The sequence below is a fragment of the Massilia jejuensis genome (assembly GCF_042656795.1).
Lineage (GTDB): Bacteria > Pseudomonadota > Gammaproteobacteria > Burkholderiales > Burkholderiaceae_D > Telluria > Telluria jejuensis.
Genome location: NZ_JBHSMS010000023.1, coordinates 123,814 through 147,400 on the forward strand (window position 1 = coordinate 123,814; position 23,587 = coordinate 147,400).

19 protein-coding genes are annotated in these 23,587 nt (G+C 67.5%); 14 read left to right on the plus strand and 5 right to left on the minus strand.

What is annotated here, in order from left to right; all coding sequences use genetic code 11:
• Positions 1-2: 2 nt before the first annotated feature.
• The 5 genes from ACFPOU_RS06210 to ACFPOU_RS06230 all read right to left on the minus strand — a co-directional run bounded on the left by ACFPOU_RS06210 (position 3) and on the right by ACFPOU_RS06230 (position 5,947).
• Positions 3-926: a BadF/BadG/BcrA/BcrD ATPase family protein gene (locus ACFPOU_RS06210; protein ID WP_379719002.1), complete on the minus strand. Its 924-nt coding sequence runs from the start codon at positions 924-926 to the stop codon at positions 3-5.
• Positions 927-1,021: 95 nt separating this feature from the next.
• Positions 1,022-2,620, minus strand: a complete 1,599-nt coding sequence (locus tag ACFPOU_RS06215; protein ID WP_379719005.1) for a glycoside hydrolase family 10-like protein — start codon at positions 2,618-2,620, stop codon at positions 1,022-1,024.
• Between the two features lie 265 nt (positions 2,621-2,885).
• Positions 2,886-4,151, minus strand: a complete 1,266-nt coding sequence (locus ACFPOU_RS06220; RefSeq protein WP_379718266.1) for an MFS transporter — start codon at positions 4,149-4,151, stop codon at positions 2,886-2,888.
• A gap of 75 nt (positions 4,152-4,226) precedes the next feature.
• Positions 4,227-5,108 carry an N-acetylmuramic acid 6-phosphate etherase gene (gene murQ / locus ACFPOU_RS06225; RefSeq protein WP_379718268.1) on the minus strand — a complete coding sequence of 294 codons (882 nt, stop codon included), beginning with the start codon at positions 5,106-5,108 and terminating at the stop codon, positions 4,227-4,229.
• Between the two features lie 95 nt (positions 5,109-5,203).
• On the minus strand, positions 5,204-5,947 hold the full coding sequence (locus ACFPOU_RS06230; RefSeq protein ID WP_379718270.1) for a GntR family transcriptional regulator: 744 nt from the start codon (positions 5,945-5,947) through the stop codon (positions 5,204-5,206).
• 114 nt (positions 5,948-6,061) lie between these two features.
• On the opposite strand from ACFPOU_RS06230, the gene ACFPOU_RS06235 reads away from it, so the two are divergent.
• The 14 genes from ACFPOU_RS06235 (at position 6,062) to ACFPOU_RS06300 (ending at position 23,526) form a co-directional block, all read left to right on the plus strand.
• The gene (locus tag ACFPOU_RS06235; RefSeq protein ID WP_379718272.1) at positions 6,062-7,396 is read left to right on the plus strand and encodes a serine hydrolase domain-containing protein; all 1,335 of its coding nucleotides are present in this window, start codon (positions 6,062-6,064) and stop codon (positions 7,394-7,396) included.
• Between the two features lie 117 nt (positions 7,397-7,513).
• On the plus strand, positions 7,514-8,749 hold the full coding sequence (locus tag ACFPOU_RS06240) for a D-amino acid dehydrogenase (RefSeq protein ID WP_379718273.1): 1,236 nt from the start codon (positions 7,514-7,516) through the stop codon (positions 8,747-8,749).
• A 112-nt stretch (positions 8,750-8,861) separates the two neighbouring features.
• A complete protein-coding gene (locus ACFPOU_RS06245) occupies positions 8,862-9,920 on the plus strand; it encodes an AI-2E family transporter (protein ID WP_379718275.1) in 1,059 nt (352 codons plus the stop codon).
• A gap of 116 nt (positions 9,921-10,036) precedes the next feature.
• Positions 10,037-12,118 (plus strand): PAS domain-containing sensor histidine kinase, encoded by a 2,082-nt coding sequence (locus ACFPOU_RS06250; RefSeq protein ID WP_379718277.1) that lies wholly within the window; start codon positions 10,037-10,039, stop codon positions 12,116-12,118.
• 93 nt (positions 12,119-12,211) lie between these two features.
• Positions 12,212-12,667 (plus strand): YchJ family protein, encoded by a 456-nt coding sequence (locus tag ACFPOU_RS06255; RefSeq protein ID WP_379718279.1) that lies wholly within the window; start codon positions 12,212-12,214, stop codon positions 12,665-12,667.
• A gap of 13 nt (positions 12,668-12,680) precedes the next feature.
• Positions 12,681-14,288 (plus strand): carboxyl transferase domain-containing protein, encoded by a 1,608-nt coding sequence (locus ACFPOU_RS06260; protein WP_379718281.1) that lies wholly within the window; start codon positions 12,681-12,683, stop codon positions 14,286-14,288.
• Between the two features lie 8 nt (positions 14,289-14,296).
• A complete protein-coding gene (locus ACFPOU_RS06265) occupies positions 14,297-15,082 on the plus strand; it encodes an enoyl-CoA hydratase/isomerase family protein (protein WP_379718283.1) in 786 nt (261 codons plus the stop codon).
• Between the two features lie 25 nt (positions 15,083-15,107).
• Positions 15,108-16,448 carry an adenosylmethionine--8-amino-7-oxononanoate transaminase gene (bioA, locus tag ACFPOU_RS06270; protein ID WP_379718285.1) on the plus strand — a complete coding sequence of 447 codons (1,341 nt, stop codon included), beginning with the start codon at positions 15,108-15,110 and terminating at the stop codon, positions 16,446-16,448.
• Positions 16,449-16,462: 14 nt separating this feature from the next.
• A complete protein-coding gene (gene bioF, locus ACFPOU_RS06275; protein WP_379718287.1) occupies positions 16,463-17,644 on the plus strand; it encodes an 8-amino-7-oxononanoate synthase in 1,182 nt (393 codons plus the stop codon).
• A 59-nt stretch (positions 17,645-17,703) separates the two neighbouring features.
• A complete protein-coding gene (gene bioD, locus ACFPOU_RS06280) occupies positions 17,704-18,471 on the plus strand; it encodes a dethiobiotin synthase (RefSeq protein ID WP_379719008.1) in 768 nt (255 codons plus the stop codon).
• 18 nt (positions 18,472-18,489) lie between these two features.
• Positions 18,490-19,524: a biotin synthase BioB gene (gene bioB / locus ACFPOU_RS06285; protein WP_379718289.1), complete on the plus strand. Its 1,035-nt coding sequence runs from the start codon at positions 18,490-18,492 to the stop codon at positions 19,522-19,524.
• A gap of 107 nt (positions 19,525-19,631) precedes the next feature.
• Positions 19,632-21,674 carry an acetyl/propionyl/methylcrotonyl-CoA carboxylase subunit alpha gene (locus ACFPOU_RS06290; protein ID WP_379718291.1) on the plus strand — a complete coding sequence of 681 codons (2,043 nt, stop codon included), beginning with the start codon at positions 19,632-19,634 and terminating at the stop codon, positions 21,672-21,674.
• Positions 21,675-22,604 (plus strand): 2-hydroxyacid dehydrogenase, encoded by a 930-nt coding sequence (locus ACFPOU_RS06295; protein ID WP_379718293.1) that lies wholly within the window; start codon positions 21,675-21,677, stop codon positions 22,602-22,604.
• A 1-nt stretch (position 22,605) separates the two neighbouring features.
• Positions 22,606-23,526 carry a hydroxymethylglutaryl-CoA lyase gene (locus tag ACFPOU_RS06300; protein WP_379718295.1) on the plus strand — a complete coding sequence of 307 codons (921 nt, stop codon included), beginning with the start codon at positions 22,606-22,608 and terminating at the stop codon, positions 23,524-23,526.
• The last annotated feature ends 61 nt before the right edge of the window (positions 23,527-23,587 follow it).

Consider the following 23,587-nt stretch of genomic DNA (forward strand, 5'->3'; position numbering starts at 1 on the left):
GATCAAGGGGTGGCGGCGCCCGCCGCGGCCAGGCGGGCGGCGGCATGGTGCGCGCGCATGGCGCTCTGGGTGAGGATGCAGTCCGGCGCCAGGCTGGCGCGCATGCTCGCGGCAATCGACGGGTGCAGGGCGGCGGCACGGCCGGAGAGGACCACCGGACGCGGCCCGAAGCGCCGGATCAGCGCGCTTGCCAGGCGGCCCAGCTCGCGGCCGGCTTCGTCCAGGATGGCGGCCGCGGCCGGGTCGTGCGCCGCGCTGGCCGCCACGGCCAGCGCCAGCTGGCCGATTTCGCCGCGTTCCTTGCCGTAGATGAACTGGCGCGAACAGGCCCAGGCCGAGCCGCCGACGTGGTCGAACACGGCGCGCGCCATGGGCGAGCGTTCCCAGCTGCCCGGCGCTTCGTCTTCCAGGCGCCAGATCCGGCGCAATGCTTCGCGCGCGATCCAGAAGCCGCCGCCGCCATCGTCGAGCACGACGCCGCGTCCGCCGGCCCGGTGAAACCTGCCGTCGCCATCGATGAAGGCGCCGATCGAGCCGGTGCCGGCATAGACCAGGTAGCCTGCGCCGGGCGTAAAACTGGCACGGTAGGCAATGTCGATGTCGTTGCACATGACAATCGATGCGGGCGCGATGCCGAGCAGCCCGGCCAGCCAGCGCGTCAACTGACCGCCGTCGCCGCCGAACCCGGTGAGGCCGGCGCGCACCCGGTCCGGCTGCGCGTGCGCGAGCACGGCCTGGGCCAGCAGCGCAAACGTGGCCTGCACGCTGGCGCGGCCCTCGGGGGTGCTCATTTGCAGGGCGGACAAGCCGGCGAGCGTGCCTTCGGCCAGGATCGCGCCGTCCGGCGCGGCCAGGGCCCAGCGGGTCTGGGTGCCGCCGGCGTCGATGCCCAGGCCGATGCCGGGCTCAGTGGTCGAATCGAGCATGGACACGTGATAGCCGACATTTCATGATTGGAATTGATGAATAAAGGCAACTATTTATGAGCCGAAACACTGAATGGTTCATGCACCCATCCGCCTTACGACTTGCCCCACACCTGTACGCGGTCGCCTTCGATGCCGAGCCGGTCCACGGCGCCGACGAATACCGCATCGGCCGCGCCCAGTTGCGCATCGTCCTGCACCGTCCAGTCTTCCCTTGCGGCCGGCACCACCGCCAACTTCCACTCGTTGCCATGGCGCGCCCATACCGTGTACAGGGCATTGGCTTTGCCAGCCGTCAGTTTTAGATCGATCCCCTTGCCGTTGCGCAGCGCTTTTACCCGCGGCAAGCCCGGTTTCGCGTTGCCCAGCCAGGGCGTGGCCGGCACCAGCGCCGGGGTCGCGTATGACACCGTGCTCAGCTGGTCGGCGATGCCTTTGCGATTCTGCATCAGGGCAATCATGCTGAAGTGTACGTGGCCGCCCGCCTGCGGGCGCGCACGGGTCGCGTCGATCTGGTCGAGGATTTCCTGCGGCTGGTACTCCTTGGTCGGGGCACCGATGCGGCTGGTAAACAGGCCGGGCCAGATGTGGCGGCCTTGCGTGTTCTGGCCGATCCAGTAATCGAGCAGCACGTCGTAGGCTTGCGGCGCCTGGCTGCGCGCCCAGTACAGTTGCGGCGTGAAATAGTCGAGCCAGCCCTTTTGCAGCCACAGTTCCGCGTCCGCGTACAGCTTGTCGTACTGCGAAAAGCCGGCGATGCCAGGCGGGCGGCGGTCCGGGCGGCCCAGGCCGAAGGGGCTGATGCCGAAGCGCACCCAGCTTTTTTCGCGGTGGATGCCCTTGTACATTTCCTCGATCAGGTCGTTGACGTTCTGGCGGCGCCAGGATGGACGGTCGAGCTTGCCGCCACGGGCGAGATAACGCTCCCAGGCCGGCGTATCCGGAAAGTCGAGCTCGGCCTTCATGCCGTTCCTGCCGTCGAGCGCCGCCTGGTTGCCGGCCACCGTCGGGCTCGCTTCGATCGGGTAGGGATAGAAATAGTCGTCGATGTGGACGCCGTCGATGTCGTAGCGGCGCACCACGTCGAGCACGACCTCCAGGGTCTGCCGCGACGCCGATTCCTCGCCCGGGTCCATCCACATGAACTTGCCGTAGCGGCGCACGGCCGACGGGTTCGCGCGCGTGATGTGGTTGGCGGCGGCCGGCGAGCGGGCGCCGTCGTGGCGGGCGCGGTAGGGATTGAACCAGGCATGCAGCTCGAGGCCGCGCGCATGCGCTTGCGTCACCCAGAATTTCAGCGGGTCGTACCAGGGCTGCGGCGCCTGGCCCTGGGCGCCGGTCAGGTATTCCGACCACGGTTCGATGGGCGAGGCGTAGATGGCGTCGGCCGAGGGGCGCACTTGCAGCACGATGGCGTTCAGGTTCATCGCCTTGGCGCGGTCGAGGATGGCGATCGCCTCGGCCTGCTGCTGGGACGCCTTCAGGTTTTGCCGGCTCGGCCAGTCGATATTGGCCACCGTCGACACCCAGGCGGCGCGGAACTCGCGCGGCGCGGCCGGCGGCAGCTTGCCGCTGGCGGCGATCGTCCCCTTCGGCGCGGCCGCCTCCTTTTTCGGCGTCGAGCAGCTCGCCAGGAGCCCACCCAGGGTTAGCATGCCCGCCATACCCGCCAGCGCCAATGCGCGTTTTTTCATATCAGCCACTACCGCTCCCACTCGATCTCGATCGTCCTACGTTGATAAACCACCGCTTGCGCCAGCCTGGCCCGGCGCTACCCCCGCGCAACGGCGCCGCCCAGCGCGCCGCCAGGAGAAGGCGGCAATAGTAGCAAAGCTCAGCCCGTCAGCAGGAAACAATAGGCACGCCGGCCAGGCGGCCCGGCGCGGGCGCCTGTGCGCGGTGGTTCACCATGTCATGGTCCGGTCTTCATGCGCCTGGCCGGCGCACGCCGGCAGGCGCCTATTTTTTCCCGAACTCCGGATCGATCTTCACCAGGGCCGCCATGACGAAGGCCGGAATCGTCGCAATGCACACCCAGATAAAGAAGTTCTGGTAGCCCAGGTATTCCTGCAGCTTTCCGCTCCACATGCCCGGCACCATCATGCCCAGCGCCATCAGGCCGGTGCAGATCGCGTAATGCGCGGTCTTGTGCTCGCCGTCGGCGACCATGATCATGTACAGCATCATGGCGGTGAAGCCGAAGCCGTAGCCGAACTGCTCGATCGCGAGGAAGGCCGAGATCAGCGCCAGGCTGGTCGGCTGCGCCTGCGACAGGTAGACGAAGACCAGGTCGGGCAAGTGCACGGCGAACACCATCAGCCACAGGCAGCGTTTCAGGCCGATACGCGAGATCAGGTAGCCGCCGGCCAGGCCGCCGATGGTGAGCGAAATGATGCCGATCGTGCCATAGGCCCAGCCGTACTGGGCAGTGGTGAGCCCGAGGCCGCCCTTTTCCAGCGGGTCCTTGAGGAAGGGCGCGACGAGTTTGAGCAGCTGCGCTTCGCCCAGGCGGAAGGTCAGGATGAAGCCGAGGATCAGCCAGATGTCGCGCTTGCGGAAAAACGCGCCGAAGGTGCCGAAGAATTCGCGCAGCGGATTGGCGCCGGCGGCGACCGCATGGTCGCCCTCGGGTTTCGGCAGCATCAACTGGTGCCAGGCAAAGGCGGCGGCGAACACGCCGGCCAGCACGAAAAAGACGATCGACCAGGCCTTGTGCGTATCGCCGAGCGAGACGGCGAGGTAGCCGGCCAGCACCACCAGCGGCCCCTGGCCGGCCAGGGTCGCCAGCCGGTAGAAGGTGCTGCGCACGCCCACGAAAGCGGCCTGGTCTTTCTGGCGCAGGCCCAGCATATAAAAGCCGTCGGCCGAAATGTCGTGGGTGGCCGAACTGAAGGCCATCAGCCACATCACGGCCAGGCTGACCGAAAAGAAGGCGGGCAGGTGCAGCACCGTGCCGACCGCCGCCAGGGAAGCGGCCACGACCAGTTGCAGCAGCACCGTCCAGCGCCGCTTGGTGCCGAACATGTCGACGACGGGCGACCATAGCGGCTTGATCACCCAGGGCAGGTACAGCAGGCTGGTGTAGAAGGCGATGTCGGTATTCGACACGCCCAGATCCTTGTACATGATGACCGATAACTGCATCGCCACCACATACGGAATGGCCTGGGCAAAATACAGCGACGGCACCCACAGCCATGGACTTTTTGCTTGAGAAGTTTTCATTACGCCTTCGTGTTCGGGCAAAGGGGGCCGGCGGGGCCACGGCAGCGGCCCAGGCAGCATCTGCCGTGTCACGGCTTAGTCTGCGAGTGCCTGGCGCACATTGCCGTCCGCTGCTTCCAGCAAGGCCCTGGCTTGCTCGACACCGGTTTGTTTGGACAAGGCCACGATCGCGGTCTTGACATGGAAATCGCATTGTTCCAGCACCGCGCGCGCTGCCGCTTCGTCGACGCCGGTGGCAAAGGCCGTCAGGCGGATGGCGCGCAGCACCAGCTTGGCGTTGGTCGCCTTCAAGTCTACCATCAGGTTGCCATAAACCTTGTTCAAACGCACCATCAAGGCAGTCGAAAAAGTGTTCAAGGCAATTTTTTGCGAGGTGCCCGCTTTCAGGCGGGTGCTGCCGGAAATGACTTCCGTGCCCGTGTCGAGGGTGACGCCGATGTCCGCCTCGTTCGCCACCGGAGCGTCGACATTGTTGGCAAAGCCGATCGTCAGGGCGCCGACGGCGCGCGCGGCGCGCAGCGCGCCCAGCACGTAAGGCGTGGCGCCGGAAGCGGCCACCAGCAGGACGACGTCGCCGCTCATCACGTTCACCGCGCGCAGGTCGTCCGCCCCCTGCACCAGGTCGTCCTCGGCGCCTTCGACGGCGACGAACATGGCGTCAGTCCCGCCGGCCAGCAGGGCCACGGCGCGCCCATGCGGCCAGGAAAAGGTGGGGTACAGCTCGACGCTGTCGAGCACGCCCAGGCGGCCCGAGGTGCCGGCGCCGACATAGATCAGGCGGCCACCTGCCTGCACGCGCGGCAAGGCGGCCGCCACCGCGGCGGCGATGCGCGGCGCGGCGGCGCGCACGGCGTCGACCGCATTCATCTGGTCGTCTACCAGCACATTGACCAGTTCCGCGGTCGGGTACTGGTCGAGCAGGACATGGTCCTGGGCCGGGGTTTCGGTTTTCAGCATGGCGGCAAGGAAGTGACGGATTTTCGATAAAACCAGTGTAATACCAATTGAGGCAAGACTGCCATGAAAGGAAGGGCGAGGCGCATGCCGAAAAGTTATGCCGGGGCGCGCCGCAGCTCGGCGACGAAATCGTAGTAATCGCTGCGGCAATACGAATGCGTCAATTCCACGGCCACGCCCGAGTCGAGGTAACCGACCCGGGTGATGAAGAGCACGGCTTGCCCTTCCGGCACGCCGAGCTTGCCGGCCAGGTCGCCCGGCGCATTCATGGCGCGGATGTGCTGCAGCGCGCGCGCCGGCATGTGGCCGCCGCGCTCGAGGCAGGCATACAGGGAATGCTCGACCGCGCCCGGATCGGGCAGGACGGTCGCGGGAATCACGCTCGTTTCATAGGCCATCACGACGTCGTCGGCCAGGCGCAGGCGTTCCAGGCGCGCCACGCGCGCGCCGGGGGACAGGCCCAGCGCCAGCTGCTCGTCGGCATCGGCGACCATGAGCGCGCGCCGCAGCCAGCGCGAACGCGGCGTATAGCCGCGCTGCTGGAGCTGCTCGGAAAAGCTCGACAGGTTCGACAGCGGCTGCTCGATGCGCGGCGCGATGTAATTGCCCGAACCGCGCCGGCGCACCACCAGGCCCTGCTCGACCAGCTGGTCGATGGCCTTGCGCGCGGTGACGCGCGAGACGCCCTGCTGCTCGGACAGCGTGCGTTCCGAAGGCAGCGCCTGGTCGGCCTGGTAGCGGCCTTCGCGCACGTCGCGGGTGAGCTTGCGCGCCAGCTGCATGTAGAGCGGCGAATGGTCGTTGAAATCGATCATGCAATCGATGGTGGCTTGGTTCATGGACGTGTGCGTCGGTGGCTTGCCGCCAGTGTAAAGGCTGCACGGCCCGGCAGGCTGAAAATCGCGCCGGCGCCATCGTTTATGATGTGCCATACGCATTATTCGGGAGGCAGCATGAATGGATACAGGCGCACGCTGCTCGGCATGGCCCTGGCGGGCGCATGCGCACCGGTCTGCGCGGCCGCGCCCGCGGGCGGCGGGCGCCGCGCGTTCGACAAGCTCGAGCGCGAACTGGCGGCCATCGCCGCCGACCCGGCTTGCGAACTGGCCAGCCTGTCGGTGTTGGCGATCCGCAACGGCGAACTGGCCTACGAGGGCCAGTTCGGCCGGCGCCGGATCGGCCACGGCGCCGTTGCCGACTTGCCGGCGACCCCGGACACGCTGTACCGCGTCGCTTCGATCTCGAAGATGGTCACCACGCTCGGCCTGATGCGCCTGGTGGAAGACGGCGCCGTCACGCTCGAGGCCGACGTTTCCGGCTACCTCGGCTTTACCCTGCGCAATCCGAACTTTCCGGCCCGCCCCATCACCCTGCGCCACCTGCTCACGCATACCTCGTCCCTGCGCGACGCGGCCGGGTATTCCTTGCCAGCCGGCACCGCCTTGCGGGAATTGACGATGCCTGGCGAACGGCTGCACGGGGACGGTGCGATGTGGGCAACCACTGCCGGGCCCGGCGACTATTTCACGTATTCCAACCTCGGCTGGGGCGTGATCGGCACCCTGATGGAACGCGTCGGCGGCGAGCGCTTCGATCGCCTGATGGAGCGCCTGCTGCTGCAGCCGCTGGGCCTGCAGGCGGGCTATCACCCGGCCGCCCTGCCGCCGCCAGCCCTCGACAATCTCGCTACCCTCTACCGCAAGCGCCCGGTCGACACCGAGGCCTGGCACCGGCATGGCCCCTGGATCGCCCAGGTCGACGATTACTCCGTCCAGCCCGCGCTGCCGCCGCCGGGCAGCGAACGCTATGTCATCGGCGACAATGCCACGCCCTTCAGTCCGACCGGCGGCCTGCGCATATCGGCGCGCGGCCTGGGGACCGTGATGCGCATGCTGATGAACGATGGCATGCACGAGGGCCGGCGCATCCTGCGCCGCGCCACCCTCGCGCGCATGTTCGCGCGCCAGTGGACGGCCGATGGCCAGGGCGGCAATGGCGCGACCTCGGACGGCCTGTTCACCTGCTGGGGCCTGGGTAACGCCCAGTTCCCGGACCAGCCGGGGCGGCGCCTGGTCGAGGGCGGTTTCGATGCGGCCGGGCACCTGGGCGACGCCTACGGCTTGCGCTCGGTCTTCGCGGCCGATCTGCCAAGGCGCAACGGCCTGATCGTGCTGGCCGGTGGCAGCGCGGCCGACCCTGGCCTGCAGCCGGGCGCCTATTCGGCGCTGGCGCGCTTCGAGGAACGCATCATGACGAGCCTGTTCCAGCACGTCATTGCCGCGCGGTAGAACGGGGGGAGCGTCCATGCATGACTGCCGGTTATGGCCCGGCCCTGCACTTTCATTGGCCCTGCGCGCCGGTTGCCCCTAAGCTCTTTTTATACCAGCACACAACGGACTTTCGGGATGCAGCAAGTAATCGTCATCGGTGGCGGCGTCGTCGGCCTGACCTCGGCCTGGTGGCTGCTCGAGGCCGGCTTTGGCGTGACCGTCGTCGAACGTGCGCCGCAGGTGGCCAGCGGCGCCAGCTACGGCAATGGCGGCCAGCTGAGCTACCGCTACGTGTCCCCCCTGGCCGACGCCGGCGTGCCCCTGAAAGCGATCGCCTGGCTCTTCCAGGAACACGGCCCGCTGCGTTTCAAACCCGAACTCGACCTGCGCCAATGGCGCTGGCTGGCCAGCTTCCTCGGCCAGTGCACGACGGCCGCCAACCGCCGCACCACGGCCAAACTGCTGGAACTGGGCGAATTGTCGCGAACCGGCATGCAGCAGCTCGAGGCCATCGTTTCCCCCGACGATTTCGCCTGGCGCGACGCCGGCAAACTCGTCGTGTACCGCTCCCCGGCCGTCTTCGAGCAAGCCGCCGGCAAGGCCACGGCCGGCGCCATCTGGAGCGGCGACGAATGCGCCGCGCGCGAACCGGCCCTGGGCGCGGCCCGCTCGCAACTGGCCGGCGGCATCTATAACCGCGGCGAGGCGGTCGCCGATTGCCACGCCTTTTGCGTGGCGCTGGCCGAACGCGTGCGCGCCCATCCGCGTTTCGCCGGTTTCGTGCAGGCCGAGGTGACGCGCATCGCCGCCGCCGGCGGGCGCGTGGCCGGGCTTGACACCAGCATCGGCACCATCGGCGGCGATGCCTTCGTGCTGGCGGCCGGCATCGAAAGCCGCAACCTGGCGCGCCACGCCGGCATCGCGCTGCCGCTCTACCCATTGAAGGGCTACAGCCTGACGGCGCCGATCCGCCCGGGCGACACCGCGCCCGGCATCAGCGTGACCGACTTCGAAAGAAAGGTGCTGTACGCGCGCATCGGCGACAAGCTGCGGGTGGCGGCGATGGTCGACATGGTCGGCGAAAACCTGGCCCTGAACCCGAAACGCATCGGCAGCCTGACGCGCCAGGTGCGCGAAACCATGCCGCACGCGGCCGACTACGACCGCATCTCGGCCTGGGCCGGCCTGCGCCCGGCCACGCCCAACAGCGCCCCGCTGATCGGCGCGACCGCCCTGTCGAACCTGTGGCTCAACGTCGGCCACGGCCCGCTCGGCTTTACCTTTGCCGCCGGCACGGCGCGCGTGCTGGCCGACCTGATGCGGGGCAAGGCGCCGCCGTTCGCGCTCGACATGCTGGCGCCGGGGCGCTGACGGCAAGGCCGCCGCGGCGGCTTTTTGAGCGCCTGCGTTTTTTGCGTGCAACCCGTTGCCGGGGCCGAATGTACTATCATGTGCCCGACATTATAAAAATTGCATCGGCATCATGACCCAGTACACCTTGCAGCAGAAATTTTTCCTGTTCCTCCTGGTCGCGGTCACGCTGGCCTTCGTCTACATCCTGCTGCCGTATTCCGGCGCCATCTTCTGGGGCGTGGTGCTGGCGATCCTGTTCGCGCCGCTGCAGCGCCGCTTTCTGCGCGAAACGAAGGACAAGCCGACGCTGGCCGCGCTGGCGACCCTGTTGCTGATCGTCGTGATGGTGATCTTGCCCCTGTCGCTCATTTCCGCCTCGCTGGTGAACCAGGCCGTGGCCGTGTACGAGATGATCAATTCGGGGCAAATCAATTTCGGCGCCTATTTCCTGCGCATCGTCCATTCGCTGCCGCAATGGGTGGTCAACCTGCTCGAGCGTTTCGAATTGACCGACCTGGCCTCGCTGCAGGCGAAACTGTCGGAAGGCGCGGCCCAGGTCAGCCAGACGGTGGCGCGCCAGGCAATCAATATCGGCAGCAAGACCTTCGATTTCCTGGTCAGCATGTTCGTGATGCTCTACCTGCTGTTCTTCCTGTTGCGCGATGGACAGTCGCTGGCCACCCGCATCAAGTACGCCATTCCCCTGAGCAGCAAATACAAGCAGCGCCTGTTTACCAACTTCACGACCGTGATCCGCGCCACCGTCAAGGGCAATGTGCTGGTCGCGGTGGCGCAGGGCGCGCTGGGCGGGCTGATCTTCTGGTTCCTGGGCGTGCATGCCCCCCTGCTGTGGGCCGTCGTGATGGCCTTCCTGTCGCTGCTGCCGGCCGTCGGCGCGGCCATCGTCTGGGCGCCGGTGGCCATCTATTTCCTGGTCACGGGCGCGATCTGGCAAGGCGTGGTGCTGATCGTCTTCGGCGTGATGGTCATCGGCCTGGTCGACAACGTGCTGCGTCCGGTCCTGGTGGGCAAGGACACGAAGATGCCGGACTACCTGGTGCTGCTCTCGACCATCGGGGGCATGGCCTTGTTCGGACTGAACGGTTTTGTGATCGGCCCCGTGGTCGCGGCGCTGTTCCTGGCGTGCTGGGATCTGTTCGTGTCGACCGAGGAGTTTCATCCACAGTGAATGCACGAGGGTTGGAACTCGGATTGTTCAGCGGACAGCGTGGAACTATGACATAGTACCGCGCGCAACAAACTCCGCGCCAAGCTGTTTGGCCGCCCTACCCATTTTCGGACACCATGTCGCCCGACTTTCCTTCCACCCCATCAGGACCCGACCGCCACGACCGTGCCGACGCACGCTTCCAGGAACTGTTCGAGCAGGCGCCGACCAGCATCCAGCTCCTCGGGCTGGACGGCTGCACGCTGCGGGTCAACCAGGCCTGGGAAAACCTGTGGCAGATCCATGCCGGCACGCCGCTGTACGACCTGGTGCTCGGCACCGGTTATTGCCTGCTGCAAGACCCCCAACTGATCGCCACCGGCGTGGCCGGCTACCTGCAGCGGGCGCTGGACGGGGAATCGGTCGACATTCCGGCGATCTACTACGATGTCGGCCAGCTGGGGACCAGCGGCCGCTCGCGCTGGGTGAGCGCGCGCGCGCACCCGGTCAAGGATGGCGCGGGACGGACCGTCGAAGTGATGCTGATGCACGAGGACATCACCGACCGCGTGGCGGCCGAAACGGCCCTGCGCGAGCGCGAAGAACGTTTCCGCTCGCTCGTGATGGCGACCTCGCAGATTATCTGGACCAATACGCCCGATGGACGCGTGCTCGACGATTCGCCGTCCTGGCGCGCCTTTACCGGCCAGTCCTATGACGAGTGGAAGGACTTCGGCTGGCTCGACGCTCTGCATCCGGACGACCGTGAAACCACCCACCGCGCCTGGATCGCGTGCGTCGCCAGCCAGTCGGTGTTCGAGACCGAATACCGGCTGCGGCGGGTCGACGGCGTCTACCGCTGGACCGCGGTGAAGGGCATTCCCCTGATCGACGCGCACGGCGCCGTGCGCGTATGGGTCGGCGCCAATACGGACATTCACGAGAAGGTGCTGGCGCAGACCGAACTGGCCGAGCGCCTCGACCGCGAACGGCGCCATTCGGCCCTGCTGGTGAAAGTGGCGCAAGCCTCGCGCACCCTCGGCAGCGCCCTCTCGAGCGAGGACATCGCCGCCGGGCTGGTCGAGGAAGTGCGCGCGATCCTCGAAGTGCACCAGGCGGTCGTGTCGCTGGGCGTGGGCGGCACCCAGGAAATCAATGCGGTGTCGATGTCGGACAAGTACGCGCGCTATCGCAGCTACGACGTGAAACCGGACGGCAGCGGCATTTATGCCGAGGTCTGCCGCACCAACCAGGTGATGCGCCTGACCCAGCAGGAACTGGAAGCCCATCCGGCCTGGAAAGGCTTCGGCGCCCATGCCGCGCAGCACCCGGCGATGCGCGGCTGGCTGGCCGTGCCCTTGATCGACCGCAAAGGAAAAAATATCGGCCTGATCCAGGCCTCGGACAAGGTCGACGGCGACTTCACGGAACAGGACGAAGCGATCCTGGTGCAGCTGGCCTCGATCGCCGCCAACGGCTTCGAAAATGCCCGCCTGTACAGTTCGCTGAAAGAACAGGACCGCCGCAAGGACGAGTTCCTCGCGATGCTGGCGCATGAGCTGCGCAACCCGCTGGCACCGATCGCCTCGGCCGCCGAACTGCTCAAGATCGGCATCGCCAGCGAGGAACGGGTACGCCGCTCGAGCGAAGTGATCAGCCGGCAAGTGAAACACCTGACCTCGCTGGTAGACGACCTGCTCGACATCTCGCGCGTCACGCGCGGCCTGATCCAGCTGGAACATGTCGTGGTCGACATCGACGCCATTCTCCACAGCGCCATCGAGCAATCGCGCCCGCTGATCGAAGCGCGCGAGCATGTGCTGGCGGTGGCGCGCGACCCGGGCGGCGCGCGCGTCATGGGCGACCCCAACCGGCTGGTGCAGGTGGTCGTCAATTTACTCAACAACGCGGCGAAATACACGCCGCGCGGCGGGCGCATCGTGCTCGCGGTCGAGCGCGACGGCAGCCTGGTCGACATCCGCGTGCAGGACAACGGCATCGGCATCGACGCCGGCCTCTTGCCGCAGGTATTCGACCTGTTCACCCAGGCCGAACGCACGCCCGACCGCTCCCAGGGCGGGCTCGGAATCGGCCTGGCCCTGGTCAAGAACGTGGTCAGCCTGCATGGCGGCAAGGTCACCGTGCACAGCGACGGCGCCGGGACCGGCAGCACGTTTACGGTGTCGCTGCAGACCGTTGAAGGACGCGACCCGAAATAAACACGGCTTCCTCGATGCGTACGCAGGCACGGGACGTTCCCGCTGCCGCTGCGGACAGCATCGGCGCGCCGCAAAATCGCGGATAATCGCGGGATGCCAATGCCAACCAGCTCATCCGGTGCCTGCCCCTGCGGCGGCGCCTCGCTCGCCACTTGTTGCGGTCCCTTCCTTGCCGGCGCATCGCTGCCGCCCACGGCCGAAGCGCTGATGCGCTCGCGCTACACGGCCCATGTCCTGCGCGACGAAGCCTATCTGCGCGCCACCTGGCATCCGAGCACGCGCCCCGTGGACGCCATCCTCGAGCCCGGCGCACGGCTGCACTGGCTGGGCCTGGACATAAAATCTGCTTTACGTTTACGTCAACGTAAAGCAGAATTGGCGGATCAGCCAAACAGCGACACGGTCGAATTCGTCGCCCGCTACAAGACAGGAGGCCGCGCGCACCGGCTGCACGAGCGCAGTCGCTTCCTGCGCGAACCCGATCCCGGCCTGGGCGGCACGCCGCGCTGGTTCTACCTGGATGGCACTTTTCCCAAGCAAGAGCATTAAAGAAGAGGACGGCATGCCCCATATCGAGAGCAAACTCAACCCGCGCAGCGATGATTTCAAGGCCAACGCCGCAGCCATGCGGCGCATCGTCGACGACTTGCGCGCCAAGGTCGCGGCCAGCGCCAAGGGCGGCGGCGAGGCCGCCAGCGCCAAGCATGTCGCGCGCGGTAAACTCTTGCCGCGCGAGCGCGTGCAGATGCTGCTCGACCCCGGCACGCCCTTCCTCGAGTTCTCCCAGCTGGCCGCCTACGGCATGTACGACGGTGCGGCCCCCGCCGCCGGCATCATCACGGGGATCGGGCGCGTCGCCGGCCAGGAATGCGTGATCGTCTGCAACGACGCCACCGTCAAGGGCGGCACCTATTACCCGATGACGGTCAAGAAACACTTGCGCGCCCAGGAAATCGCCGAGCAAAACAAGCTGCCCTGCATTTACCTGGTCGATTCGGGCGGCGCCAACCTGCCGAACCAGGACGAGGTCTTCCCGGACCGCGACCATTTCGGCCGCATCTTCTATAACCAGGCGAACCTGTCGGCCAAGGGCATACCGCAGGTCGCCGTCGTGATGGGTTCCTGCACGGCCGGCGGCGCCTACGTGCCGGCCATGAGCGACGAATCGATCATCGTCAAGGAACAGGGCACGATTTTCCTGGGCGGCCCGCCCCTGGTGAAAGCGGCCACCGGCGAAGTCGTCAGCGCAGAAGACCTGGGCGGCGGCGACGTCCATACCCGCCTGTCGGGCGTGGTCGACCACCTGGCCCAGAACGATCTGCATGCGCTGTCGCTGGCCCGGACCATCGTGTCGAACCTGAACCGCACCAAAACGGTGCAGGGCGCCACGCGCGACACCGTCGAACCGGCCTATGCGCCGCAGGAGCTGTACGGCGTCATTCCGGTCGATACCCGCAAGCCTTTCGACGTGCGCGAAGTGATCGCGCGCGTGGTCGACGGCAGCGAGTTCGACGAATTCAAGGCGCGCTACGGCACCACGCTGGTGTGCGGCTTCGCCCACATCCATGGCATGAAGGTCGGCATCATCGCCAACAACGGCATCCTGTTCTCGGAGTCGGCGTTGAAAGGGACGCATTTCATCGAACTGTGTTGCCAGCGCAAGATTCCCCTCGTCTTCCTGCAAAACATCACCGGCTTCATGGTCGGCAGAAAATACGAAAACGAGGGCATCGCCCGCAACGGCGCCAAGATGGTCACGGCCGTGGCCACGGCCGCGGTGCCGAAGTTCACGGTCATCATCGGCGGCAGTTTCGGCGCCGGCAACTACGGCATGTGCGGGCGCGCGTTTTCGCCGCGCTTCCTGTGGATGTGGCCGAACGCGCGCATTTCCGTCATGGGCGGCGACCAGGCCGCGTCCGTGCTGGCCACCGTCAAGCGCGACGGCATCGAGGGCAAGGGCGGCCACTGGAGCGCCGACGACGAAGCTGCCTTCAAGCAGCCGATCAAGGAGCAGTACGAACATCAGGGCCACCCGTATTACGCCAGCGCGCGCCTGTGGGACGACGGCGTCATCGATCCGGCCGATACCCGGATGGTGCTGGGCCTGGGGCTGTCGGCCGCGCTGAACGCGCCGATCGAAGCGACGCAGTTCGGCGTCTTCCGGATGTAGGCGGGAGCATGGATTACCAGACCCTCAGCATCACGCTGGACGACAAGGTCGCCACCGTCACCCTCGACCGCCCCGCGCTGCGCAATGCCTTCAACGAGCAGGCGATCGCCGAACTGGCGCTCGCCTTCGACGAACTCGGGCGCAACGAACTGGTGCGCGCGGTCGTCCTCGCCGCCAGCGGTCCGGCCTTTTGCGCCGGGGCCGACCTGAACTGGATGAAGAAAATGGCCGGCTACTCGCAGGACGAGAACCTGGCCGACGCCTCGCGCCTGGCCGACATGCTGCGCACGATCTACCTGTGCCCGAAGCCGACGCTGGCCAAGGTGCAGGGCGACTGCTACGCCGGCGGCATGGGCCTGGTCGCCGCCTGCGACATCGTGGTTGCCGCGGAAGGAGTAAACTTCTGCCTTTCCGAGGTCAAGCTCGGGCTGATCCCGGCCACGATCTCGCCCTACGTGATCAAGGCCATGGGCGAGCAGGCCGCGCGCCGTTATTTCCTGACGGCCGAGCGTTTCGACGCCCTGGCCGCGCTGCGCCTGGGCCTTGCGCACGAAGTCGTTGCGATGGAAGCGCTCGACATCACGGTGGCGGGCATCGTCAAGGCGCTCGTGGCGAACAGCCCGAACGCGGTGCGCGAGGCGAAAAAGCTGGTGCGCGAGGTGGTCGGCCAGCCGCTCACCGACGCGCTGCTGCTCGACACCGCCGAGCGCATCGCGGCGATCCGCGCGTCGAACGAGGGCCGCGAAGGGGTGGCGTCCTTCCTGGACAAACGCAGGCCGTCATGGCTCGATTAACCGCTGAAAAGGGTCAGGAATCATCGTGAAGCACCAGACATCGTCCGACTGGATCGCACGCAGCCTGCGCAGCGTGTGGCATCCCTGCACGCAGATGCAGCACCACGAACAGGTGCCGCTGATCGCCGTGCGCCGGGCCAAGGGGCCGTGGCTGTACGACCATGAAGAGCGCCGCTACCTCGACGCCATCAGCTCGTGGTGGGTCAATCTGTTCGGCCATGCCAACCCGCGCATCAACGCCGCGTTGAAGGACCAGCTCGACACGCTGGAGCATGCGATGCTGGCCGGCTTCACCCACGAGCCGGTGATCGAATTGTCCGAGCAGCTGGCAAGCCTTACCGGGCACGCGCTCGGCCACGCCTTCTATGCCTCGGACGGCGCCTCGGCGGTCGAGATCGCGATGAAGATGAGTTTTCATGCCTGGCGCAATGCGGGTTTCCCGGACAAGCAGGAATTCGTCTGCCTGCAGGGCAGCTACCACGGCGAGACCATCGGCGCCCTGTCCGTCACCGACGTGCCGCTGTTCAAGGATGCCTACGGCCCGCTCCTGCGCGCCGCCCATGTGGTGGCCTCGCCCGACGCGCGCCAGGCGCTGGAAGGAGAAAGCGCCCAGGACGTGGCGCGGCGCGCCATCCTGGATGTGGAACGCCTGTTCGCGCAGCGCGGCGCGAACATCGCGGCCATCATCGTCGAACCGCTGGTGCAGTGCGCGACCGGCATGGCGATGCACGACCCGCTCTACCTGGCATTGCTGCGCGCACTGTGCGACCGCCACCGCGTGCACCTGATCGCCGACGAGATCGCGGTCGGCTGCGGCCGTACCGGCACGTTCTTCGCGTGCGAACAGGCCGCCATCTGGCCCGATTTCCTGTGCCTGTCGAAAGGCATCAGCGGCGGCTATCTGCCGCTCTCCCTGGTGCTCACGACCGACGCGGTCTACCAGTCCTTCTACAGCGAAGACATCACGCGCGGCTTCCTGCATTCGCACTCGTACACCGGCAACGCGCTGGCCTGCCGCGCGGCGCTGGCGACCTTGCAGATCTTCCGCGAGGACGACGTGCTCAACCGCAACCGCGAGCGGGCGGCGAAACTCGCGATGGCGATGGCGCCGCTGGCCGGGGACGGCCGCGTGCGCCACTTCCGCCAGCGCGGCACGATCTTCGCGTTCGACGCTATCGAGCCCGATGCCGCGCGCGCGGCCAGCTTCGCGCGCCGCTTTTTCACCACGGCCGTCGAGCACGAACTGCTGCTGCGTCCGATCGGGCGCACCGTCTACCTGATGCCGCCCTACGTGCTCGACGACGAAGAGATCGCCCTGCTCGGCGCGCGCGTCAATACCGTGTTCGATTCCGTGATGGCATCCTGAGCATGGACCCGCGCATGGACCCGATCGAGCACGTCGAGCGCAAGCTGGCCGACCTGGAGGCGCACAGCCTGACCCGCCGCCGGCGCATCGCCGACACCCGCTGCACCCCGCTGCAGGTGGTCGACGGACGCGCCATGCTGGCTTTTTGCAGCAACGACTACCTGGGCCTGGCGGCGCACCCGCGCGTGGTCGAGGCGCTGCGCGCAGGCGCCCAGCTGTACGGCGCCGGCAGCGGCGCCTCGCACCTGATCAGCGGCCATAGCCGCGCCCACGCCATCCTCGAAGAACGCCTGGCCGACCTGGCCGCGCCCCACCTGCCCGAGGCGCGCGCGCTGTACTTCAGCACCGGCTACATGGCTAACCTGGCCGTGCTGACCGCGCTCGGCGCCGACAACGACGCCGTCATCTTTTCCGAAGCCCTGAACCATGCGTCCCTGATCGACGGCGCGCGCCTGGCGCGTGCCGCCGTCACCGTCTACCCGCACGGCGACGTGGCGGCGCTCGAAGCGCAGCTCGCCGCCAGCACCGCCGCGACCAAGATCGTCGCCACCGACGCCGTCTTCAGCATGGACGGCAAGCTGGCGCCGCTGCCCCAGTTGCTGGCCCTGTGCGAGCGCCACGGCGCCTGGCTGTTCGTCGACGACGCCCACGGCTTCGGCGTGCTCGGCGCCCAGGGTCGCGGCGCCCTCGAACACTTCGGCTTGCGTTCGCCGAACATCGTCTACGTCGGCACCCTCGGCAAGGCGGCCGGGGTCGGCGGCGCCTTCATCGCGGCCCATGCCAGCGTGATCGAACTGCTGGTCCAGCGCGCGCGCCCCTACATCTACACGACGGCGGCGCCGCCGGCGCTGGCCCACGCCTTGCTCACCAGCCTGGACATCATCACGGGCGAGGAAGGCGCGGGCCTGCGCAGCCACCTGGAACTGCTGGTCGCGCAGCTCGATGCCGAACTGCGCCTGGCGCGCTGGCAGCGGGTGGTGTCGAGCACGCCGATCCAGCCGATCGTCATCGGCCCCAACGACGAAGCGCTGCGCATCGCCGCGGCCCTGTACGCCCGGGGCCTGTGGGTGCCGGCGATCCGCCCGCCGACGGTCCCGAACGGCACGGCGCGCCTGCGCGTGACCCTGTCGGCCGCGCATACCCACGATGAAGTCGCCCAGCTGGCGACGGCACTCAACGAACTGGAGGCGATGTGATCAACAACCTGAACGATCCGCAGGAACCGGAAGTCGAAACCGTCGTGCCGCCCGGGCTGCTGCCCGAGTTCGACGACGAACCGGTGACGCAGCCGAACCAGGCGCTGGCCGCCGAAGGCATTCCTTCCCGCTTCTGCTGCTTCGTCACCGGCACCGATACCGAGATCGGCAAGACCCTGGTGTCGAGCGCGATCCTGCACAACCTGGTCGAGAGCGGCCAGCGCGCCTGCGGCATGAAGCCGGTCGCGGCCGGCGCCGAGCTGGTCGATGGCGAGCTGGTCAACGAAGACGCCGCCATGCTGGCCGCCGCCGGCAACGTGCACCTGCCGCGCAACATCACCACGCCCTACCTGCTGCGCGCCGCCTGCGCGCCGCATATCGCGGCGTCCCTGGAAGGCGTGGCCATCGAGCCGGTGCCGATCATCGCGGCCTATGCCGAGATCCTGGCCGCCTCCGACGCCGTCGTGGTCGAAGGCGTGGGCGGCTTCTGCGTGCCGTTTTCCGACAGTTTCGATAGCGCCCAGCTGGCCACGCAGCTCAATCTGCCGGTGATCCTGGTGGTCGGCATGCGCCTGGGCTGCATCAGCCATGCGCTGCTGACGGTCGAAGCGATCGTCGCGCGCAACCTGGTGCTGGCCGGCTGGGTCGCCAACACGGTGGACCCGGACATGGCCTATTTCGACGAGAACCTGCAGGCGCTGGCCGCACGCATCCCGGCCCCGATGCTGGGCATCGTGCCGCGCCTGGAACAAGCAACAGCCGCGCATGCGGCCCGATTCATCGATCTCGCGGGACTGCCGGGTTGGCCGTCCTCGCGGGCTCTGTAACGCAACAAGGAAACCATCATGAACGCACCCCACTCCGTCGCCCTCCACCGTCCCACCGCCGCGATCAAGGAGCGGCCCGACGCCACCTGGCCGCTGGCCGACGTGCTGGCGCTGTTCGAACTGCCGTTCAACGAGCTCATGTTCCGCGCCCACGGCACCCACCGCGCCCACTTCCCCGACGGCGACGTCGAACTGGCCACCCTGCTGTCGATCAAAACCGGCGGCTGCGAGGAAGACTGCGGCTACTGCCCGCAGGCGGCGCGCTACGACACCGGCGTGGAAGCGAAGAAAATCCTCGACATCGACACCGTGCTCGACGCCGCGCGCCAGGCGAAAGCCAGCGGCGCGACGCGTTTTTGCATGGGCGCGGCCTGGCGCAGCCCGAAAGAGCGCGACATGGCCAAGGTCGAAGAAATGGTGCGCGAAGTCAAGGCACTGGGCATGGAGACCTGCGCGACGCTGGGCATGCTCGAAGAGGGCCAGGCCGAGCAGCTGAAGAACGCCGGCCTGGATTTTTACAACCACAATATCGACACCGCGCCCGACTTCTACAACAACGTCATTTCGACCCGCGAATACCAGGACCGCCTCGATACCCTGGGCCGCGTGCGCCAGGCAGGCTTGAAGGTCTGCTGCGGCGGCATCGTCGGCATGGGAGAGACGCGCGAGCAGCGCGCCGGCCTGCTGGCGCAGCTGGCGAACCTGAACCCGTATCCGGAATCGGTGCCGGTGAACCACCTGGTGCAGGTCGAAGGCACGCCGCTGCACGGCATCGAGCCGCTCGACCCGCTCGAATTCGTGCGCACCATCGCCGTGGCCCGCATCACCATGCCGCAGGCGCGCGTGCGCCTGTCGGCCGGCCGCCGCCAGCTGGGCGAAGCGGTGCAGGCGATGTGCTTCATGGCCGGCGCCAATTCGATCTTCTACGGCGACAAGCTGCTCACCACCGGCAACCCGGAAGCCGAGGACGACCGCGCGCTGCTGGCGAAACTGGGCCTGAAGACGCGTTCGGCCACGCTGGACTCGGCGCCGAAAGAAGCCTGCGGCTGCTAGGAAGCTATCTCGGCAGGAGGGAGGAGCGGATGACGATGCCTTCCTGCCGGGACAGGTTTTAAGCCCTGTTACAACCACCTCCAAGAACCATAAAGCGAGACCAACGCATGTTCAGCAAAATCCTCATCGCCAACCGTGGCGAAATCGCCTGCCGGGTCGCCGCCACCGCGCGCCGCATGGGCATCCGCACTGTCGCCGTGTATTCGGAAGCCGATGCCGGGTCGAAACACGTTGCGGTCTGCGATGAGGCAGTGTCGATCGGACCGGCCGCGGCCAAGGAAAGCTACCTGCGCGGCGAAAAGATCATCGCCGTGGCGAAAGCCACCGGTGCGCAGGCGATCCACCCGGGCTACGGCTTCCTGTCGGAGAACGCGGAATTCGCCGAAGCCTGCGAACGGGCGGGCCTGGTCTTCATCGGCCCGCCGGCTTCCTCGATGCGCGCGATGGGCTCGAAGTCCGCCGCCAAGGGGCTGATGGAAGGCGCCAACGTGCCGCTGGTGCCGGGCTACCACGGCGAGAACCAGGACGCGCAGTTCCTGCGCCAGCAAGCCGACGCCATCGGTTATCCGGTGCTGCTCAAAGCGAGCGCCGGCGGCGGCGGCAAGGGCATGCGCGTGGTCGAGCGCAGCGAGGACTTCGTCGCCGCGCTCGGCTCGTGCAAGCGCGAGGCGATCAGCGCGTTCGGCGACGACAAGGTGCTGGTCGAAAAATACCTGCAGCGTCCGCGCCACATCGAGATCCAGGTGTTTGCCGACCAGCTGGGCAACTGCGTCTACCTGCACGAGCGCGACTGCTCGGTGCAGCGCCGCCACCAGAAGGTGCTGGAAGAAGCGCCGGCCCCGGGCATGCCGGCGGACCGCCGCGCGGCCATGGGCGAAGCGGCGGTGAATGCCGCGCGCGCCGTCGGCTATGTCGGTGCCGGCACGGTCGAATTCATCGCCAACCAGGACGGCTCGTTCTACTTCATGGAGATGAACACGCGCCTGCAGGTGGAACACCCGGTCACCGAGATGATCACCGGAACCGACCTGGTCGAATGGCAGCTGCGCGTCGCCTTCGGCGAGCCGCTCCCGAAAAAGCAGCATGAACTGGCCATCCACGGCCATGCGATCGAGGCGCGCATCTATGCCGAAAATCCCGAGAAGGGTTTTCTGCCGTCGATCGGCACGCTGCGCCACATGGATACGCCGCCTGCCGTCCATTTCGAGCTGGGCGGCGTCGCCGGCGTCGCGCCGGCCGCCGTGCGCATCGATTCGGGCGTGCGCGAAGGCGATGCGATTTCGCCGTTCTACGATCCGATGATCGCCAAGCTGATCGTCTGGGGCGCGGACCGCACGCAGGCGCTGGCACGCCTGTCGCAAGCCCTGGCCGAATTCCAGATCGTGGGCCTGGCCACGAATATCGCCTTCCTGAAACGCCTGGTCGAAGGCGAGGCGTTTGCCACGGCCGACCTCGACACGGGCCTGATCGAACGCAACGGCGCGACCCTGTTCCCGCCTGCGAAAGCGGCGCCCGACGGCGCGCTGGCGCTGGCGGCGGTTGCCCTGGTCGAAGCGGAAAAGCGCGCGTCGGCCGGCGCCGGCGCCACTGCAAGCGATCCGTGGAGCCAGGCCCAGGGCTGGCGCCTGAACGGCGATTACCGCCGCGTGCTGTCCTTCGGCGACGAGTACGCGGCCGGCCTGCCGGGCGGCGCCTACCAGGTCGGCCTGGTCTACCACCCGCAGGGCTGGGAACTCGACATCGACGGTGTGAAACAGCCCCTGGCGGTCAGCGGCCGCGAGGGCGCGACGCTGTCGGTGCGCCTGGGCGAGCGCTCGATGCACGGCACCGTGCGCCGCGACGGCGCCTTGTTCCATGTCTTTACGAACGGCGAACATTATTGGCTCGACTATAACGATCCGATGGCCCATGCCGGCGAGGCCGAAGCTGCCGGTGGCCGCTTGACGGCGCCGATGCCGGGCAAGGTCGTCGCCGTGATGGTCGAGCAAGGCCGGTCGGTGAAAAAGGGCGACCCGCTCGTCATCATGGAAGCGATGAAGATGGAGCACACCATCGCCGCGCCGGCGGACGGCCTGGTCGAAGAGGTGCTGTATGCGGTCGGCGACCAGGTTGCCGACGGCGCGCCGCTGCTGGCCTTCAGGGCGGCGTAAATGCGCGTCCTGCTGTACCGCGGCGATGGCCGGACCGGCCCCTGGGCCGAGGACCTCGCGCAGGCGCTGCCGGGCGTGGAGACGGTGTGCTGGCGGGAGGGCGGCATGCTTGCGCCATGCGACTATGCCGTGCTGTGGGAGCCCTCCCCCGCCCTGCTGGCGCAACTGGCAGGCGTGAAAGCGGTGTTCCTGATGGGCGCGGGGGCCGACGCCATCCTGAAATTCGGCGACGCGCTCCCCAGCGTGCCGATCGTGCGCCTGGGCGACGCCGGCATGGCGGTGCAGATGGCGGAGTATGTCGCCTATGCCTGCTTGCGCTATTTCCGCCGCTTCGACGAATACGAGGAGCAGGCGCGCCACGGCCTCTGGTCGCCATTGCCGGCGTACGCGAAAGAGGAGTTCACGGTCGGCGTCATGGGACTGGGCAAGCTCGGCTCGCGCGTGGTCGAAGCCCTGCGCGGGTTCGGCTTTCCGGTGCGCGGCTGGAGCCGCACGCTCAAGGACCTGGCGGGCGTCGACTGCTTCGCCGGCATGGAGGCGCTGGACGATTTCCTGCGCGGCACGCGCGTGCTGGTGTCGCTGCTGCCGCTCACGCCCGACACCAGCCACCTGCTCGATCGCCGCCGCCTGTCGACGCTGCCCAAGGGCGCGTATGTCATCAACGTCGCGCGCGGCGCGCAAATCGCGGAGCCGGACTTGCTGGCCCTGATCCGCGCCGGCCACATCGCCGGCGCCACGCTCGACGTGTTTCGCAACGAACCGCTGCCGGCGCCGCACCCGTTCTGGGAAGAGCCGCGCATTACGATCACGCCGCACATCTCGGCGCTGACCGTGCGCGCCGAGGCCGTGCGCCAGATCGCCCTGAAACTCGCCGCTTTCGAAGCGGGACAACCGGTCGACGATACCGTCGACCGCAACCTGGGATATTGAGATGAACAGCCAAACGACCCTGCCGGGCAAAGTGAAAGTCGTCGAAGTCGGTCCGCGCGACGGCCTGCAGAACGAGAAGGATACCATCAGCGCCGCGGTGAAGATCGAGCTGGTCGACCGCCTCGCGCGCGCGGGCTTTTCGAACGTCGAAGCGGCCTCCTTCGTGTCGCCCAAATGGGTGCCGCAGATGGCCACCAGCGCCGAGGTCATGGCCGGCATCGCGCGCCTGCCGGGCACGATCTATTCGGCCCTGACGCCGAACATGCAAGGCTTCGAAGCGGCCCTGGCGGCACGAGCCGACGAAGTCGTCATTTTCGGTTCGGCCTCGGAAGCGTTCTCGCGCAAGAACATCAACTGCTCGATCGCCGAGTCGATCGCGCGCTTCGAGCCGGTGGCGAAAGCGGCCAAGGCGAACGGCCTGCGCCTGCGCGGCAGCATCAGCACGGCCTTCGGCTGCCCCTACCAGGGCGACGTGCCCCTGGACGCGGTGGCCGACGTGGTGCGCCGCATGCGCGACCTCGGCTGCGACGAGATCGACATCGCCGACACCATCGGCGTATCGACCGCGCGCAAGACCCAGGAAGTGATGCTGGCGGCCAGCCGCGAATTCCCGCTGCCGCAGCTGGCGGGCCACTTCCACGACACCTACGGCCAGGCGCTGGCGAACATCTACGCCAGCCTGGAGGTGGGCGTGCAGATTTTCCATTCCTCGGTCTCGGGCCTGGGCGGCTGCCCGTATGCCAAGGGCGCCACCGGCAACGTGGCGACCGAAGACGTGCTGTACCTGCTGCATGGCCTGGGCATCGAGACGGGCATCGACCTGGACCAGGTGGTCGACGCCGGCCAGTTCATCTCGCGCCAGCTGGGCAGGACAGGGGCCAGCCGTGCCGGCAATGCGATCGCGGCCAGACGCCTGGGCTGAAGCGAAGAAAAAAGCGCCCGCGCGAAGCTTGTCCGGCGGGCGCTTTTCCATGAGCGGCACC

Excerpts from the sequence above, each read along its gene's own strand:
- ACFPOU_RS06210 (WP_379719002.1), bottom strand. The coding sequence starts at position 926 with ATGCTCGATTCGACCACTGAGCCCGGCATCGGCCTGGGCATCGACGCC.
- ACFPOU_RS06300 (WP_379718295.1), top strand. The coding sequence starts at position 22,606 with ATGAACAGCCAAACGACCCTGCCGGGCAAAGTGAAAGTCGTCGAAGTC.
- ACFPOU_RS06245 (WP_379718275.1), top strand. The coding sequence starts at position 8,862 with ATGACCCAGTACACCTTGCAGCAGAAATTTTTCCTGTTCCTCCTGGTC.
- ACFPOU_RS06215 (WP_379719005.1), bottom strand. The coding sequence starts at position 2,620 with ATGAAAAAACGCGCATTGGCGCTGGCGGGTATGGCGGGCATGCTAACC.
- ACFPOU_RS06290 (WP_379718291.1), top strand. The coding sequence starts at position 19,632 with ATGTTCAGCAAAATCCTCATCGCCAACCGTGGCGAAATCGCCTGCCGG.
- ACFPOU_RS06260 (WP_379718281.1), top strand. The coding sequence starts at position 12,681 with ATGCCCCATATCGAGAGCAAACTCAACCCGCGCAGCGATGATTTCAAG.
- bioB (WP_379718289.1), top strand. The coding sequence starts at position 18,490 with ATGAACGCACCCCACTCCGTCGCCCTCCACCGTCCCACCGCCGCGATC.
- ACFPOU_RS06255 (WP_379718279.1), top strand. The coding sequence starts at position 12,212 with ATGCCAATGCCAACCAGCTCATCCGGTGCCTGCCCCTGCGGCGGCGCC.
- bioF (WP_379718287.1), top strand. The coding sequence starts at position 16,463 with ATGGACCCGATCGAGCACGTCGAGCGCAAGCTGGCCGACCTGGAGGCG.
- ACFPOU_RS06220 (WP_379718266.1), bottom strand. The coding sequence starts at position 4,151 with ATGAAAACTTCTCAAGCAAAAAGTCCATGGCTGTGGGTGCCGTCGCTG.
- ACFPOU_RS06265 (WP_379718283.1), top strand. The coding sequence starts at position 14,297 with ATGGATTACCAGACCCTCAGCATCACGCTGGACGACAAGGTCGCCACC.
- ACFPOU_RS06295 (WP_379718293.1), top strand. The coding sequence starts at position 21,675 with ATGCGCGTCCTGCTGTACCGCGGCGATGGCCGGACCGGCCCCTGGGCC.
- ACFPOU_RS06240 (WP_379718273.1), top strand. The coding sequence starts at position 7,514 with ATGCAGCAAGTAATCGTCATCGGTGGCGGCGTCGTCGGCCTGACCTCG.
- ACFPOU_RS06250 (WP_379718277.1), top strand. The coding sequence starts at position 10,037 with ATGTCGCCCGACTTTCCTTCCACCCCATCAGGACCCGACCGCCACGAC.
- murQ (WP_379718268.1), bottom strand. The coding sequence starts at position 5,108 with ATGCTGAAAACCGAAACCCCGGCCCAGGACCATGTCCTGCTCGACCAG.
- ACFPOU_RS06235 (WP_379718272.1), top strand. The coding sequence starts at position 6,062 with ATGAATGGATACAGGCGCACGCTGCTCGGCATGGCCCTGGCGGGCGCA.
- ACFPOU_RS06230 (WP_379718270.1), bottom strand. The coding sequence starts at position 5,947 with ATGAACCAAGCCACCATCGATTGCATGATCGATTTCAACGACCATTCG.